12 protein-coding genes are annotated in these 16,728 nt (G+C 40.8%); 4 read left to right on the top strand and 8 right to left on the bottom strand.

The window, feature by feature from the left end; genetic code table 11:
- Positions 1-12 precede the first annotated feature (12 nt).
- From MKY83_RS16715 to MKY83_RS16735, 5 genes are all read right to left on the bottom strand, one after another.
- The gene (locus tag MKY83_RS16715) at positions 13-3,870 is read right to left on the bottom strand and encodes a metallophosphoesterase (protein ID WP_342487495.1); all 3,858 of its coding nucleotides are present in this window, start codon (positions 3,868-3,870) and stop codon (positions 13-15) included.
- A gap of 95 nt (positions 3,871-3,965) precedes the next feature.
- The gene (locus MKY83_RS16720; RefSeq protein WP_003213568.1) at positions 3,966-4,352 is read right to left on the bottom strand and encodes a phage holin family protein; all 387 of its coding nucleotides are present in this window, start codon (positions 4,350-4,352) and stop codon (positions 3,966-3,968) included.
- Positions 4,353-4,547, bottom strand: coding sequence for a PspC domain-containing protein (locus MKY83_RS16725; RefSeq protein WP_044139369.1), 195 nt, complete (start codon positions 4,545-4,547; stop codon positions 4,353-4,355). It lies immediately after the preceding gene.
- 6 nt (positions 4,548-4,553) lie between these two features.
- Positions 4,554-5,645 (bottom strand): DUF4097 domain-containing protein, encoded by a 1,092-nt coding sequence (locus MKY83_RS16730; RefSeq protein ID WP_106067326.1) that lies wholly within the window; start codon positions 5,643-5,645, stop codon positions 4,554-4,556.
- A gap of 11 nt (positions 5,646-5,656) precedes the next feature.
- Positions 5,657-5,992 (bottom strand): membrane protein, encoded by a 336-nt coding sequence (locus MKY83_RS16735; protein WP_044139366.1) that lies wholly within the window; start codon positions 5,990-5,992, stop codon positions 5,657-5,659.
- A gap of 197 nt (positions 5,993-6,189) precedes the next feature.
- On the opposite strand from MKY83_RS16735, the gene MKY83_RS16740 reads away from it, so the two are divergent.
- Positions 6,190-6,420, top strand: a complete 231-nt coding sequence (locus MKY83_RS16740; protein WP_065097952.1) for a hypothetical protein — start codon at positions 6,190-6,192, stop codon at positions 6,418-6,420.
- A gap of 33 nt (positions 6,421-6,453) precedes the next feature.
- Here the strand turns inward: MKY83_RS16740 and uvrA are convergent, their stop codons facing one another.
- The 3 genes from uvrA to MKY83_RS16755 form a co-directional block, all read right to left on the bottom strand.
- Entirely contained in the window at positions 6,454-9,330 is a 2,877-nt protein-coding gene (gene uvrA, locus MKY83_RS16745; protein WP_065097951.1) for an excinuclease ABC subunit UvrA, read from the bottom strand.
- 7 nt (positions 9,331-9,337) lie between these two features.
- Entirely contained in the window at positions 9,338-11,323 is a 1,986-nt protein-coding gene (gene uvrB / locus MKY83_RS16750) for an excinuclease ABC subunit UvrB (protein WP_044139364.1), read from the bottom strand.
- Positions 11,324-11,618: 295 nt separating this feature from the next.
- Positions 11,619-11,864, bottom strand: coding sequence for a CsbA family protein (locus tag MKY83_RS16755; RefSeq protein ID WP_003212837.1), 246 nt, complete (start codon positions 11,862-11,864; stop codon positions 11,619-11,621).
- Between the two features lie 284 nt (positions 11,865-12,148).
- Between MKY83_RS16755 and MKY83_RS16760 the strand changes: the two genes are divergently transcribed.
- The 3 genes from MKY83_RS16760 to MKY83_RS16770 all read left to right on the top strand — a co-directional run bounded on the left by MKY83_RS16760 (position 12,149) and on the right by MKY83_RS16770 (position 16,720).
- Positions 12,149-14,680 (top strand): PEP/pyruvate-binding domain-containing protein, encoded by a 2,532-nt coding sequence (locus MKY83_RS16760; RefSeq protein ID WP_342487496.1) that lies wholly within the window; start codon positions 12,149-12,151, stop codon positions 14,678-14,680.
- A gap of 90 nt (positions 14,681-14,770) precedes the next feature.
- Positions 14,771-15,343, top strand: a complete 573-nt coding sequence (locus MKY83_RS16765) for a TetR/AcrR family transcriptional regulator (RefSeq protein ID WP_065097949.1) — start codon at positions 14,771-14,773, stop codon at positions 15,341-15,343.
- A 42-nt stretch (positions 15,344-15,385) separates the two neighbouring features.
- Complete coding sequence (locus tag MKY83_RS16770; RefSeq protein WP_065097948.1) at positions 15,386-16,720, top strand: MFS transporter; 1,335 nt, start codon at positions 15,386-15,388, stop codon at positions 16,718-16,720.
- Positions 16,721-16,728 lie beyond the last annotated feature (8 nt).

The following is a 16,728-nucleotide window of genomic DNA, read 5'->3' on the forward strand; positions in this document are numbered from 1 at the left end:
GGAGCACTGTTTTTATTTCCTAAGAAATGTTTCTTCACGATCATCTTTTGTATGAATTTTCCATATAGGTGAAATCGCTTTTCCTTGAAAACGATCTTTTGCTACGGTGTACCAATAATAGTCTTCATTTGGCTTTAAGCCTTTCCACTCAAAGCTTGCTTTTTTGCCGCTTTTTACGCCGCGCGCCTCTCCTATCAAAACATTTGTGTACACATTGAGTTCAAAATAGTTGGTTTTGACAGATTTCATTTTTGGTGTCAAATCCACATCGATTGAAAATTCATCTTGATCTCCATACGTTTTAGGATCGTAGAAATGCTCTTGATTCATGTAAGGTGAGTATGTCGTAAAATGAAGCTGGTTTTTTTCTTGATCGGCTGTTATCAATCGCATAAACCCTTGTCCACCTTCAGGTCCTGACTGATAATCAGCGAGTATTTGATATACTTTCCGGTCTACTTTACCATCATTGTCATCGTCAAGCTCATCTACTTTCCTGCTCGCTCCGTGATAGTGACCGCTAAATACTGCCACAATATTGGGATGGCGCTTCACTACCTGATGGAAGATGAGGTCGCCAATCGGACTGCGGTTGCCACTGACCAACAAATACTCATGGAAATTTAAAATGACAATACGGTCTGGATGCTCAGAAATCACACGGTTCAACCAATCAATTTCATCTTGCTTAATCCCCCAGCCCATGTATACCATCATATAATCATTGCCACCGGCAGAGATGAGATCATAATGACCTCGATTGTTTTTATAGGATTCACCATAGTACGGTTTATTTGCAAAGCGTTTCTCCCCGAAATATTTTCCATATTCCGCATAAAAACCGTCCTTATGTCGAACATCATGATTTCCTGCTAAAACTCCATAAGGAATTTGATGCTCATCTAACACACGCATAAACGTATCAGCACGATGCCATTGTTTATCTTTTGAATCATCCACAATGTCACCTGTATGGAACACATATTGGATGTTTAACTTTTCTCTCTGGTCTCTGATCCACTCGACCATTTGTTTAAAGATATGAGGATAGCTCTTTGCATAATATTGTGTGTCAGACATCCAAACCATCTTATATGGCTTTTGCGCTTTGCTGATTTCATCCTGTACAAGCAAATCAAACGTATGATTCTTCATGTACTGTCTGACTGACAGCAGTCCTTTCAGGTAAAATTCCTTTTGATCCTTAGCAAAATGATGAGTGATTTTATCCCACTTTTCTTGCTGATGATTCCAGGCATACATGGTCACCTTTCTCCCTGACAATGAACTCCCTTTCCACATCGCCTCGACGACATCCTTTTCACGTACATCTTGATGAACCTTGATTTGAAAACGATGATAGGGAAAACGATGTAAATCCTTCGTTTCTACTGACTTACCATCAGCAAATGCAATGCGATTCCTTTCTTGATGAGAAAAAATCATTTCTCCTTTTTCGTTAAAGCTCTTTGGCGGTTCTGTCTCCGCTGCATATTTCAAAATGTTCATTGATGGATGCAACGATGTATATTGATAGGCACGGTAAAAGGAATAATCCAGCTTATCATTCGTTGGGTCCTTGGTGAGCACAGTTTGCTTTGACGATTTCATTTTCGTCTTATCTGCTACACGTTCTGGTGGCTCAGGGTGTTCATGCACCGTCTTGAATTTCTTTTTCACCGTCGTCATGTTCCCTGCTGCATCTTTTGCTTTAATTGTCAACGTGTGTTCCCCCGGGTTTAATTCGCTAGAGGACGTCTGGTATGGCAACGAAATTGGCTTGCCATCTACATATGCCTTCATCTCCTCTATGTCACTCCAGCGATCCGTTACCTTTGCTTTTAACGTAAAGGCTCCTTTATATGGATCCTTTGTTTGGACATTGGTCTTAATTTTTGGACCTGTATTATCGACCATCACATGTACAGATGCATGCTCGTCTGAGGTTTTGGCCTCAATCAGGTGCGGCCCCTCTTTCAACCTTCTTGTATCCCACTTCATAAACGTTGAAACATAAGCTTCTTTTGGTATTTCAAATTGAAATGTTCTGACCTTTTTGGCGTTACCACTGTCTCCCATTCTCCATTCTTTTTCCGGCTTTGCATTGATTGGAGGAATTTGAGTTCCATTCGACAAAATCATCCGGACGTTTTTTAATTCAAAATCATCGTGATTCTCACCAGGCAGCCGATCAACTGGAGAAGATTTTGTTCCAGCATGGAAGGAGATTGTTTGGAGACCTTCTTTTTTCATCTCTGCTTCTGGTATTGGCATTGTATAGGTACGATACACTTTTGTCGAATCATCAAAAATAGAAAGTAAGTGCTTACCTATGGACACACCATTTTTAAAATATAAATTTGTCCCTTTGACATCAAATGCAATATATGGATCTGCTTCAAGGGCAGAAAACACTTGCTGATTCCGCTTTCCATCTATCAATAATTCAATGCTTTTTTTCTGATCAGACGTTGCTTTTAATGGAAATAATCCTGAAACCGTATCTCCTTCTTCTACATTGAATCGAAGGCCATGAGCTTTGCTAACTTGCTCCACATCAATTATTTTTTTCATCGTCATTGCTGTATTTTCACCGTCTGACGCTTCAAGCTGATATTCCAATTGTTCTTTACCAATCAACACAGGAGAGTAAATAATATGATGAAATAACCGGTCGTTATGATCTTTTTGAAGCAGTATCTCCTTAAAATCATCTTTCCGATTTGTTCGATAGCGAAGCTTGACGGTTTTGACGACCTGATCATCCTGTACATCTGCTTTAATCTCTATGCTTTCAGTTGGTTTCACTGGTTTTCTCACTGTCATATCTTCAATCACAGGTTTATGGATATCTTGAGAAATTTCTTTTTTCTCAGATGGAATTTGTGCTTTTAGCACTTTTCCAGGCGTAGGCTCTTCTTCAATTTTGGAGATCAGCTTCATTTGCGAAGTACCGTCCATTGGATATTTGAATAGCAAAGATTTATGCTCACTAAACCATGAAGGCTTTAAGCGAAATGCTGCTGATGAAATCTCCTCCCCTATATTTGTTGTGATGGAAACAAGACGAGATTTAGAGTTGGACAGCCCTTTGCTTTCGATGACAGATACATGCTCTCCCTCTTTTAATTGACTTTTGTACATAGCATTGAAGTCCGCTACAGTTAAATGCTCCTGTCCTTTTTTCCTCAGCCAGAAAACATACGGTTTTCCAGGTGAAAGAGTGACTGGATTTGTGTGAAAGGAATACACATCATCCATTTCAGTTCCTTGTGCAGGATTGCGATAGCGAAGCTGATAATGTTTAAGAGAGATAGGCTCATGTGTTGTGTTATATACCTCAATAAATTCAAATGCATCTTTGCCTTTGCGATTTTTTGAATTGACAACAATTTCTGTGATGACTAAGTCCGAAATGCGCGAAAGGTCCTCTTCAAATCCATTTAAGTGGACAGATTGTTCTGCCGTTTTGATCACGGACTTTTGCGTAAGAAACTCTGTATAGTAACGAACGGTTGAATTCCATAATTGATCTGGCGGAATTTTCGCTGTAAATTCTGGCTTCATACCTGGCAGCCGTTCCATTGGGATCAAACGGTACCCTAGCTCATCACTTTGTTTATAATACAAGTTCGCAGACAAAATTTGTTCCGGATCCGTAATTGACGCACGAAACTGGAGATCACGGCTTTTTTCCCCTAGAACTGGACGGACATCCACATGAAAGGGATCAAAGATAATAGGAGAAAAAGGCTTGTCCGGTATATTGACTTGTGTTTGAATAAAAGGCCCTGCTGAAGCAGGCTGATTGAAACAAAAAAGAATGATAAAAAAACATAAAAGCATGATTGGTCTGCTCATGTTCACCATCGTGCACCGCCTCCCTTCGGATATTGTGTCTCCTGAAGGAAGTTTTTATGTCAGATGAAACAGAGAAACGATACAAAATGGGTCAAAAAAAACCGTTAGCTTTTTTTCGCTAACGGCTCCACAATTCCTTTTTGTATCAACAGGTGGAAAATGGATAATATGACAGCCATCCAAATGGCCGTTCCAAACCCATCAATATTAAAACTATCGCCCATAAAACTTGATGTCATCATAAGTGTGATGGCATTAATCACAAATAAGAACAATCCTAGTGTAAGAACGGTTACTGGAAGCGTTAAAATGATCAAAAACGGCTTCACTAAAATATTGAGCAAGGATAAAATAATACTTGCCACAATGGCTGCGCCAAACCCTTCAATATATACGCTCCCAAGCCCTGGCAGAATGCCTGAATCAAAATATCCCGCAATGACGATTAAAAGTAATGCATTGACTAAAATACTGACGATCCATCTAAGCATTTAGTTAGTGCCTTCTTCCGGAACAACAAAATACCAGATGAAGTAGACCAAGAAAATTGGCATAAATGCTGTCATAAATCCGATGATGACCGTTAAAATGCGAAGCAGAGATGCATCGACACTTAAGTATTCGGCAAGTCCACCAACAACACCCGCTATTTTTTTATCTGTTGCTGAACGATAAAGCTTCTTCATGTAGAATCACTCCTTGTCTGATTGGTGCTTTACTTGTATTGAACCTGTTTTTGTTTCTGCAAAAATGGATATACTGTTCACTGCCTGTTGGTTGGCTTTGATCATTTTCTCTTTTTGTAATGTCTCATTTTTCTCTTTAATCATCTCTGCATCAAGCAAATCGTGAGAAATAGACCCAAGATTGCTTTTCAGCTCAGCGGTCACTGCACACGCACGCGGGATCTCGACGTCCACGCTGCCTGTTGTCGTTTTCGCATAAATGGAACGGCACTTTTCATCCGACAGCTGAACCGCTATGTTTCCGTTAAAGCTTTGGGCATCAATTGATTCACTTTTCCCGCGTAGGTCAATGAGCCCATTGATGGTTTCTACTTCAATCATACCACACTCGTGATCCGCCAGTTTAATTTGTCCGTTTGCTGTTTCAATTCCAACCTTTTCAGCCTGTAGAGAGGCAAAAGAGACAACACCATTGGTGGTTTTCGCAACAAGTTCTTTTGTCTTTAGCTTTTCCCCACGAATCGGACCATTAAACAGCTTAACCTTGATTTTATCGTATTGGATACGCGGTACATATAAAGTGACATTGACTTTCATTGTCTTCTTTTCGGTCCGGATAAAAAATTTATCCCCTTCGAGGCCGCAGTCCAATTGATTGAGAAATTGCTGTCTTGCCTGCTCTCCGTCTTCTGCACGGTAGATTTTCGCATGGCATTCTGCTCGAATATCGCCATCGTCCCAAGGCATCACATTGAGACTGCCGTTCGCCAATTGAATATCTAAATGAGAGAGTGAGGCGTCTTTGAACTGAAAAATGTGCTCAACGTCGACCGACTGTCCAAAGTTCAAATCAAGATCTACGTCTTTCACCTTTTTCACCGCAGAATCTAACCAGCCAAACAGCTTTGCACCAAGATTTTCGGTACCAGTTCCTTTGCTCTCTGTGCCAGCTTTTTCTTCATGAAAGGTGTGGTCAGCCGTTGATTTTTCTAATGAAACAGACGGACTTTCCTCCAGTTTTTCAAGCAGCGTAATCGCTTCTTTTGCCGATAATGTCCCGTCTTCTACTAATTTTAAAATGCGTTCTTTTTCATTCATACAAAGCCCTCCTACGATTTGATGGATTGAAGTACTTTAATACCTTGAATGATATTCCAAATGACAGAGATCAAAAAGCCAATAGCGACTAAAAAGGACAGGATGAGCATCGTGATCACTGGCATGAGTGAGTCACTTGCCTGTGTCGATAATAAAAATGGAATAGATCCAAAAACCAGCAACACGCACGCTGCGACTGGCAAAACATGTGACCACAATGCCCGCATCGCGTGCCGTTTCGGTTCCTTCTGGTCGACTACAAAATATGCCACGATCGGTACAATAAACGGCATAAAAAATACACTAAAATAACAAATTGATGCAATGATCGACTGATCTCTATTCATATATATTCGCTCCTTCATGATGAAAATTCCTTTCTAACTCATACGTTTATTGCGTATCAAAAGTTTCAAAATCATTCGATTTACATATGACCTTAGACACAAATTACATCTTTTTGCACCTAAGTGTAGATTCTTCACGGATTACCCTTTAAAATATGTTGAAAAGATGGTGATTATCATTATAGGGGGTAATTATTTTGACAGATCATCATAATACTAACCACACGGCTCAAGCGCTTTTAGACCTTATACAGAAACAAAAAAGCATGAACAGCGATATGATCAGGGAGCTCGAGACCATTCATCCGTCTCATCCACAGTATGGTGATATCCGTTATTTAAAAGTACTGCTCGACAGCAGCAGCACGCATATTTTAAAGGATTTAACGCAACTCAGTCATTTAATGCCGAAGGAAGATGCGCAATAAAAGGAAAACCCCTCGATAAAGAGGGGTTTTTTCTTATGACGATGTCACACGTTCCGTTTCTTTGACCAACTGTTTCATTCGTTTACGGTCACGCTCTAAAATAGGCTTTAAGTATCGACCAGTGTAAGAAGCTTTTTCTTTTGCAATTTGCTCAGGAGTCCCTGAGGCAATGATCGTTCCGCCGCCTGCACCGCCCTCTGGTCCGAGATCAACGAGGTAATCAGCAGCCTTAATAATATCAAGGTTGTGCTCAATCACTAGCACCGTATCTCCGTTTTCGACCAAACGCTGAAGCACTTTTAATAAACGGGCAATATCATCCACATGCAGACCTGTTGTCGGCTCGTCTAAAATATAAAGAGACCTTCCGTTTGAACGGCGGTGAAGCTCAGATGCCAATTTCACACGCTGCGCCTCTCCCCCGGACAATGTCGTCGCAGGCTGTCCAAGTGTAATGTACCCTAGTCCAACATCAAAAATCGTTTGAAGCTTCCGCTTAATTTTCGGGATGTTCTCGAAAAATTGGAGTGCGTCCTCCACGGTCATTTCAAGCACATCAGCAATGTTCTTCCCTTTATATGTGACCTCAAGTGTCTCGCGGTTATACCGTTTCCCGTGGCACACCTCACAAGGCACATACACATCAGGTAAAAAGTGCATTTCGATTTTAATGATGCCATCTCCGCGACATGCCTCACAGCGTCCACCTTTGACGTTAAAGCTGAATCTACCTTTTTTATACCCTCGTACCTTTGCTTCATTGGTTTGTGCAAACACATCCCGCACATCATCAAATACGCCTGTATACGTGGCAGGGTTGGATCTCGGCGTACGACCGATTGGAGATTGATCAATATCAATCACCTTATCTAAGTGATCCATTCCTTTGATTTCTTTGTGCTGTCCTGGCTTCGTCTTCGCTCTGTGCAGTTTTTGCGCAAGTGATTTTAATAGAATTTCATTCACAAGCGTACTTTTCCCTGAACCTGACACACCGGTCACAGCTGTAAAGATGCCTAGAGGGAACTTCGCATTGACGTTTTTCAGGTTGTTTTCTTTTGCCCCTTTGATCTCAATGTAGCGGCCGTCAGACTTTCTTCTTTCAATCGGTAGCGGGATAAATTTCTCACCAGATAAATATTGTCCTGTTAAAGATTTCTTGTCCTTCATGACTTCTTCCGGCGTCCCAGCTGAAATCACTTCTCCTCCATGAACTCCTGCTCCAGGTCCAATATCAATCAAATAATCAGCGGCTAGCATTGTATCCTCATCATGCTCTACGACAATGAGGGTATTCCCGATGTCGCGCATGTTTTTCAATGTCCCGATCAACCGGTCATTATCACGCTGATGCAGGCCAATGGATGGTTCATCTAATATATAAAGAACACCCGTCAGCCTTGACCCAATTTGAGTCGCCAGACGAATCCGCTGCGCCTCTCCTCCGGATAGTGTACCAGCCGAGCGGCTCAATGTGAGGTAATCTAATCCCACATTATTTAAAAAGGACAAGCGCTCTTTGATTTCCCGTAAAATGAGCTGGGCAATCTGCAAATCTTTCTCAGACAACTCGATTTCACCATATAAATCAAGGGCATCAGAGACAGACAAATCAGTGATTTCTCCGATATGTTTGCCATTGATCAGAACCGCAAGCGTCTCTTTTTTCAGACGATATCCTTTACATGTCGGACATGGCTGGTTCGCCATATACTTCTCCATTTGCTCACGAATATAATCAGAGCTGGTTTCCTTATAGCGTCGTTCAATGTTACGAAGAACACCTTCAAATTCAATTTCATTTTCACGTACCTGACCAAAATCATTTTCATATTTAAAATAAATCCGTTCAGAGCCGCTGCCATATAAAATTTTATCGAATAAATGCGACGGTATATCTTTCACTGGAATGTCCATGTCGATGCCGTAATGTGTACATACTGCCTCAAGGAGCTGAGGATAGTATTGTGAGCTCTGCGGCTCCCAAGGGGCAATGGCATGCTGTCGTAACGTCAAATCCTTATTAGGAATGACAAGCTCAGGGTCAACTTCTAGTTTAGAGCCAAGCCCATCACAGCTCGGACAGGCACCAAAAGGACTATTGAATGAAAACATTCTTGGCTCAAGCTCACCAATAGAAAATCCGCAGTGCGGACAGGCATGATGTTCACTGAATAACAGCTCTTCTTGTCCAATCACGTCAATCATCACACGGCCTTCACCTAGTCGCAGCGCCGTTTCAAGGGAGTCAGACAGCCGAGCCGCAACGCCTTCCTTCACCACGATTCGATCAATCACGACTTCAATGGAATGCTTCTTGTTCTTTTCAAGCTCGATCTCTTCTGACAGATCTTCCATCTCTCCATCGACTCTTACTCGAACATAGCCCTGCTTTCGAATTTGATCAAGTACTTTAACATGTGTTCCTTTGCGGCCAGATACGACCGGCGCTAGCACTTGCAATTTCGTTCTTTCTGGATATTCTAAAATACGATCTGTCATCTGCTCAATCGTTTGGGACGTAATTTCAATCCCATGTATCGGACAAATAGGTTTCCCAACTCGAGCATACAAGAGTCGTAAATAATCATAGATTTCAGTAACGGTTCCAACTGTTGATCTAGGGTTCCGGCTCGTCGTCTTCTGATCAATACTAATCGCCGGAGAAAGACCTTCAATGGCATCTACATCCGGTTTATCCATTTGACCGAGAAATTGGCGCGCATACGCTGAAAGAGATTCAACGTACCTGCGCTGACCCTCTGCATAAATGGTATCAAAGGCAAGAGACGATTTTCCTGAACCAGATAAACCCGTGATGACCACTAGCTGGTCACGCGGGATATTCACATCAATATTTTTAAGGTTGTGGGCTCTAGCACCTTTCACCTCTATTCGTTCCATAGCCATCAGGCAATCATCCTTCCGCTTTTAGCTCTAGCAATAGATCTCTTAATTCTGCTGCTTTTTCAAAATCAAGCGCTTTTGCTGCATCTTTCATTTCCATCTCGACCTTTTCGATCACTTTTTCTCGTTCTTTTTTGCTCATTTTTGACAGCTTTGGTGCTGCATTTGTTTCATATTCTTCCGATTCTTCATGTATCTTTGTTGCTTTAATGGCATCTCTGATTTTCTTATGGATGGTTTGCGGAGTAATTCCATATTTCTCATTATACGCCTCTTGCTGCTCTCGTCTTCGCTTCGTTTCTTGAATCGCAATATCCATTGATTTGGTCATTTTATCTGCATACATAATGACCCGGCCTTCCGAATTTCTCGCTGCACGGCCTATCGTCTGGATGAGGGATCTTTCAGAGCGTAAGAAGCCTTCTTTATCTGCATCTAAAATCGTCACGAGCGAGACCTCTGGAATATCCAGTCCTTCACGAAGAAGGTTGATTCCCACAAGCACATCATATTTTCCGAGACGTAAATCGCGAATAATCTCAATCCGCTCAAGGGTCTTAATTTCTGAATGCAGATAATTGACCTTGATTCCGATCTCTTTTAAGTAATCTGTAAGATCCTCAGACATTTTCTTCGTCAGCGTCGTCACGAGCACACGTTCATTTTTCTCAACCCGCGCATGAATTTCTCCAATTAAGTCATCAATTTGCCCTTCAATAGGACGCACTTCAATGATTGGATCAAGTAAACCTGTTGGACGAATAATTTGTTCCACAACCTCTGGGGTTTTCTCAAGCTCGTAAGGACCAGGAGTGGCAGATACATGTACAATATGATTAATATGCTTTTCAAACTCATCAAAGGTGAGCGGTCTGTTATCAAGTGCTGAAGGCAGACGGAATCCGTGATCAACCAACACTTGCTTTCTTGCTTGGTCCCCGTTGTACATCGCGCGTATTTGCGGTATTGTCACATGTGACTCATCGACAACAATCATAAAATCATCTGGGAAATAATCAAGCAATGTGTAGGGTGTTGAACCAGGAGGACGCAAGGTCAGGTGCCTTGAGTAGTTCTCGATTCCTGAACAAAAGCCCATTTCTCTCATCATCTCAAGGTCATATCTTGTCCGCTGCTCAAGGCGCTGCGCTTCTAGCAATTTTTCATTATCTCGAAGTTTTTCGAGCTGCTCTTCAAGCTCTTGTTCAATATTAATAATCGCTTTTTCCATTTTTTCTTCTCTTGTGACGAAGTGAGATGCTGGGAAAATAGCCACATGCTCACGATCACCGAGTATTTCTCCAGTCAGTGCATCCACTTCACGAATACGTTCAATTTCATCACCGAAAAACTCCACTCTGATACAATGCTCATCACGTGAAGCAGGGAAAATTTCAACGACGTCTCCTCGTACTCGGAAGGTTCCGCGCTGAAAATCTATATCATTACGAGAATACTGAATGTCCACCAGCTTACGAAGAAGCTGATTGCGTTCAATCTCCATTTCAGTACGTAAAGACAGCACAAGCTCTCGATATTCCTCTGGCGAACCTAAGCCATAAATACAGGAGACACTGGCAATGATAATGACATCTCTCCGCTCAAATAACGAGGACGTAGCAGAGTGTCTCAGCTTATCAATCTCATCATTGATGCTGGCATCCTTTTCAATAAATGTATCAGTCTGAGGCACATACGCCTCTGGTTGGTAATAATCATAGTAACTCACAAAATATTCGACAGCATTATTCGGAAAGAATTCCTTGAACTCGCTGTATAGCTGACCGGCAAGTGTCTTGTTATGCGCAATGACAAGTGTCGGTTTGTTCACTTCTTTGATCAGGTTGGATACAGTAAAGGTCTTTCCCGTACCTGTAGCACCTAACAGCGTTTGATGCTGTTTTCCCTGATGGATCCCCTCAACAAGCTTTTCAATCGCCTTCGGCTGGTCTCCTTGGGGCTGATAGTTAGAAACTAATTCAAAGCGGTCACTCACATCAAAGCCTCCGTTTCGTTACGAAATCTATCTAATGAATATATTATCATAAAAGAACACAAAAATACGAACTAAAGTTCGGCTCTTGCTTGATTTTTATTTCCAATACAGTCATACCCTCTCTTCAATACCAAATAACCCTCTTGCGAAAACCTTCCTTTCAGTATGGAACATTTCGGTGAGAGATATTCGATGAGCAGAAAAAGAGCACAAAAAGAAAGCTGCACTCACTATAATTCGTAAGCACAGCTTATAAAACGTCATCTTTCTGCCTAACACGCTCTTGATGATGATATCAATGATTTTTTTCAGCCTTTTCTCTCTTTTCAATTTCTTTTTTAGCCATATATAATGCCCCAGCTACTAAAGAAATGATATCTAATCCCACAATAAAGTAGGTTTCTGTATAGCCCTTCATGTACGAGGCAAATAAAAGCGCTGCTGTTAATGCAATGCCCACATAATGATTATAAGTAACCTTTGAAAATAAAATAACGAGCAGGAAAGGAAAAACAAGTGCAAATATGGCTTTTGTAATCACATAAACCCTCCCTCTTCTTGGTCTACTCCCTTGATTATAGTAAAGATTGGCATATTGAACAATTCACAGTTTTCAATTTCACCTATTTTTCTTTCTGTTCGGAGACTTTTGTTATAGATATAGAAGGAAATTAGTGAGAATGTCCCCTTTGTAAAGATAGGTCTTTCCGTCTTTGACAGTAACATCCAATAAATCCTATGATTAAAATGATAGTGCGCACTATCATTTTAAAAACAATAGAGAGATAGACAAACCATTGGCTATTTGGATAAGGGGGCATTCCCATGTATTCAGTTTTATTTCATGCGGCTGAAGAATCCGCAGCACTCGCAGGGGCAAAAGGCCTGAATTTAATCAAATTAAACAATCACGGCCTGCCAGTCCCAGATGGATTTATTATCAAAACCAACAGCTTTTCAAGCTTTCTTTCATATCACAACCTGCATCCAACTGAACAAAACCTTGCTGACAAAATCAAAAAAGCATCGTTCCCTTCTCAAATGGAAGCAGAACTCCTTTCGTCCTTTCAATCATTGCGGAAGACTTATCCCTCAGTTGCAGTTCGATCCTCTTCTGTTGCTGAAGATCTCGAAGGCGCCTCATTTGCAGGACAGTACGAGACCTATTTAAATATCAAAACAAATGAAGAATTCTTACAGGCTGTCAAAGAGTGCTGGTCTTCTTATTTTGAAGCGAGAGTGACAGAATATAAGGAAGAGATGGGTGAAAACGAGGAAGAGATGCCGCTCATGGCTGTTGTCGTTCAAGGATTGATCCATTCTGACGTCTCCGGTGTCATCTTTAGTGAAAATCCCGTAACAGGAAAAACAAATGAAATGATGCTCACAGCAAGCTACGGACTAGGAGAAGCAATCGTCTCCGGGATTGTGACACCAGACACATTTATTGTAGACAAAGAGACACTTTCTATTGAAAAATCACTTGGAACGAAAGAACTGCAAATTGTACCTTATCAAGAAGGTGTCATTGAACAATCAGTAACTGAGGAAATGGCTGGTCAGTTTTGCCTGAATGATGACCAATTAGTAGAAATCACGCAAATCACCAAACAAGTAGAAGCACTTTATGGTCATAGCGTCGATATCGAATTTGGAATAGCAAATGGCACATTTTATTTACTTCAAGCCAGGCCGATTACTACAGCCCTCTCAAAAGCAGCAGATGAGACAGCGGGCGCTTCTTTTCAAATGCAGCCAGACGAGCTGCAGGATTTCTGGATCTCAATGGACGATCATATGCCGGGCCCAACGAGTCCTCTCTTTTCAAGTCTGATCATCCCAGCATTAAAAAGCGGTATGAAGAAAAATGGTGAAAAATATCAAGTGCCTGATCTGAATATTAAAGATATCAAGCTTTATAGAGGTCACCTGTATTCATCACCGTCCCTGCCTGAAGCGAGTGCAGAAACTGCACCAGTTTTTGATGAGAGCATATTTGAGTTATTTCCACATTTAAGTGAACGTATGTATGAGATTTTAGAGAAAAATTTCTTTCCCTTTTATGAAAAACTCGATCGCCAAATGAAGGAACCGATGACCATTGAAGACGCCATCGTCGGCTTCGAAAAATTAAAGACTTTTTATATACAAGCATACGATGATCATTTTGATATTGTCATACCTCAAGTCATTTTATCGACTATGATTGAAGACATGCTTGTGACGTATACTGGTGATCAATCACAAGTGATCCTGCTGCATGAGATGATGATAGGCGTGATGAACAAATCTCTTGAAACAGACAAGAAGCTATCTGATTTTGCAAAGAGTGTCCTTCAAGATACTGAACTTCATCAAGCGTTTATGAAGCATGAAAAGAACCCAGAGCTGCTTGATGCACTCACTCAATCGGAAAAAGGCAGACACTTCATTTCGGAATTAGAGGAATTTCTTCAAGTCTATGGCTGGCGATCTGTTAAAAGTCATGATCTTACGGAGGAGACATGGGCGGAAAACCCTGAGTTTATACTAGATATCATCAGAAACAACATTCAACACCAATGTGATTTTGATGAAGAATTTGCACAAGCCGTCATCAAAAGACAAGAGACATATGAACATTTTATGAGCCAAGTGATGGATGAAGCGTTTAAAACGAAATTTGAGACACTTTATCAATTTGCTCTACAGGCCGCTAATATCCGTGACGATCACCACTTCTACATTGATGCCATGTTAGATGCTAAAGCCAGGGTATATCTATTAAAAATTGGTGAACTTCTTGTACAAAAAGGAGCGATTCCTCATCAAGAAGATCTATGGTATCTCTACGATGAGGAGGTACACACAGCGCTCACAACGTCTACAACATTTGATACGGTCATCGCACAAAGAAAAATTGACACGAAAGAAAATGAAGATATTCAGCCACCAGCTTACATGGGCACCCCAACTGAATCTGAATTGCAGCAAGTAGAAAGAATGCTCGGTTCATTAAGAGAAAATGAAAACAACACAAGCGATATGATCTATGGAATTGGCGCATCTAGCGGTATTGTTTCTGGAAGAGTAAAAGTCATTACATGTGCTGAGAAATTCTCACAATTTCAAAAGGATGATATTTTAGTTTGCAAAACAACCACACCTTTATGGACGAGCTTATTTAGAGATGCAAAAGCAGTCATAACCGATGCTGGAGGCATTTTGTCTCATTCAGCTATTATTGCTAGAGAGTATATGATGCCAGCTGTCCTAGGTACACGAATAGCGACTGAAACACTTCAATCCGGTGACCTTGTGACAGTAGATGGAAGCAATGGACGCATTCAGATATTAAAACAGCATGCACGTGCCTAACTTTATCATTTTGGATCATATTGGCGGTCATAGGTTTTATCGGTATACTTACTTTGTTGCAAACACATTCATGACCTGAGGTGAGTATGCTTGTTAAAATCTACAAATCAACGAATCATTCGCGCAACAATGGATTTATTAACTGAAAAGGGCTATCAAAAAACCACAACCAAAGAAATAGCCACAAAAGCGAATGTCAGTGAAGCGACTATTTTCCGCAACTTTAAAAACAAACGCGGCGTCATTGCTGCCATTATGAAAATGAAATCAACACCGACAAAAACCTTAGAAGCAGAATTTAAAGGCGATTTACACACCGATTTAAAGTTTCTCGGTTCATATTTCCTTGAAGATTTAACTTCAAAAAAAGAATTTATTTATATCAGCATGCGAGAACCGGCTATGTTTAAAGATTTGACTAGTCATGAAAAAATTTATCCTCAAGAACTAAGGGAAATGCTGATGCAATATTTCAAAAAGATGAGTGCTCAGCATCATCTCTTAAATGGAAAAGAAGACATTTATGCAGACATTTTCATTAGTACGTATTTCGGTTTTTTTATTCAGCAGCTTGAGCAAGACTTCCAGCTCGTATTAACACAAAAAGATGATTTTATTGAGACATACACACACATTTTCATGAGAGGAATTTCTCCCGCTTAAAGGGTGGAATTCTTCTTTTTTCCAAAAGGTGGTATACACACATTGAAATTGCAAAAAGAGAGTTTGATCATCTATTCTTTGTTACTTGGAGCTATACTAGTTCCGGTCAACTCAACGATGATCGCAGTCGCTTTATCATCCATATCAACTTATTATGATCAATCCATTTCAAACATTACTTGGGTTGTCACGATTTATCTTATTGTCATGGCGGTCACCCAGCCTATCGCTGGTAAGTTAGGAGATATATACGGACACCGCCGCATGTATTTAACCGGAGTGACACTCTTTTTAATCGGCTCGATTGGCTGTGCTTTAGCACCTAATCTAGCATTTCTCATCATTTTTCGCTCCATTCAAGCAGCTGGCGGGGCTATTTTAACACCGAATAGCATTGCTTTGATTCGTGGAACAGTCTCACCCGAAAAACTGTCTAAAACAATGGGTTACTTTGGATTTGGTGCTGGTATTGGTGCCGCACTTGGGCCTTTTCTTGGATCGATTCTCATTCAGAGTTTTGATTGGCATTCCATATTCTTAGTGAATATCCCATTCCTATTTCTTACACTAGTCACCGGCGTTTTACTCATTCCAAACATAAAGCATACACGCATACACGCAAGGGTAGATATGATCGGTTCATTGTATTTAACCATCGGAATTGCCACAGTCATTCTATGCACAAAAAGCCAGCTACTAAATGAATATTTAATTTATGGCATTCTAGCATTGATTGTCATTCCTTTATTCTTTAAACATGTACGGAAAGTAAAGAATCCAATTATCGATTTATCCCTATTTAAAAACAGTTCATTTACAAATGCGAATCTGTCGATCATGCTAAGTAATTTTGTGATGTATGCCATCCTTCTCATTATGCCGCTGTTTATGGAACAGCAACTTGCCCTTTCTCATACACAAAGCGGTATGATTCTATCGGTATTTTCTCTTTGTATGTCTCTTAGCGGTTTATTAGGCGCAAGACTCCATCCAAAAAAAGGCGCGAAAAAAATGATTCGCTTTTCATTTCTCTGCCTTACTTTAACAGGCATCATGTTAATTACACTGAGTCAGTACCCAACCTTACCACTGCTGATCGTGACACTAGTCGCAGGTGGAATTTCATCAGGGATTGGTATGACCAGTATGCAGATGGCTTCTTTAACAGCTGTTGATCAAAGTTTATCTGGTTCGGCCTCTGGTATTTTCTCAACCTTTCGATATTTTGGCAGTATCATTTCGTCGACTTTGATTGGTATCATGAGTGGTTTCCAACCTTTATTTATTGTATTAATGGGCGCAGGAATCCTCGGCTTCCTTTTATCCCAACGCGTCAAAACGAAATCTACCTCTCCATCATCTGGGCATTCTGCCTAATGACTCCC

It is taken from the genome of Bacillus sp. FSL M8-0266 (assembly GCF_038613425.1).
Classification (GTDB): domain Bacteria; phylum Bacillota; class Bacilli; order Bacillales; family Bacillaceae; genus Bacillus; species Bacillus pumilus.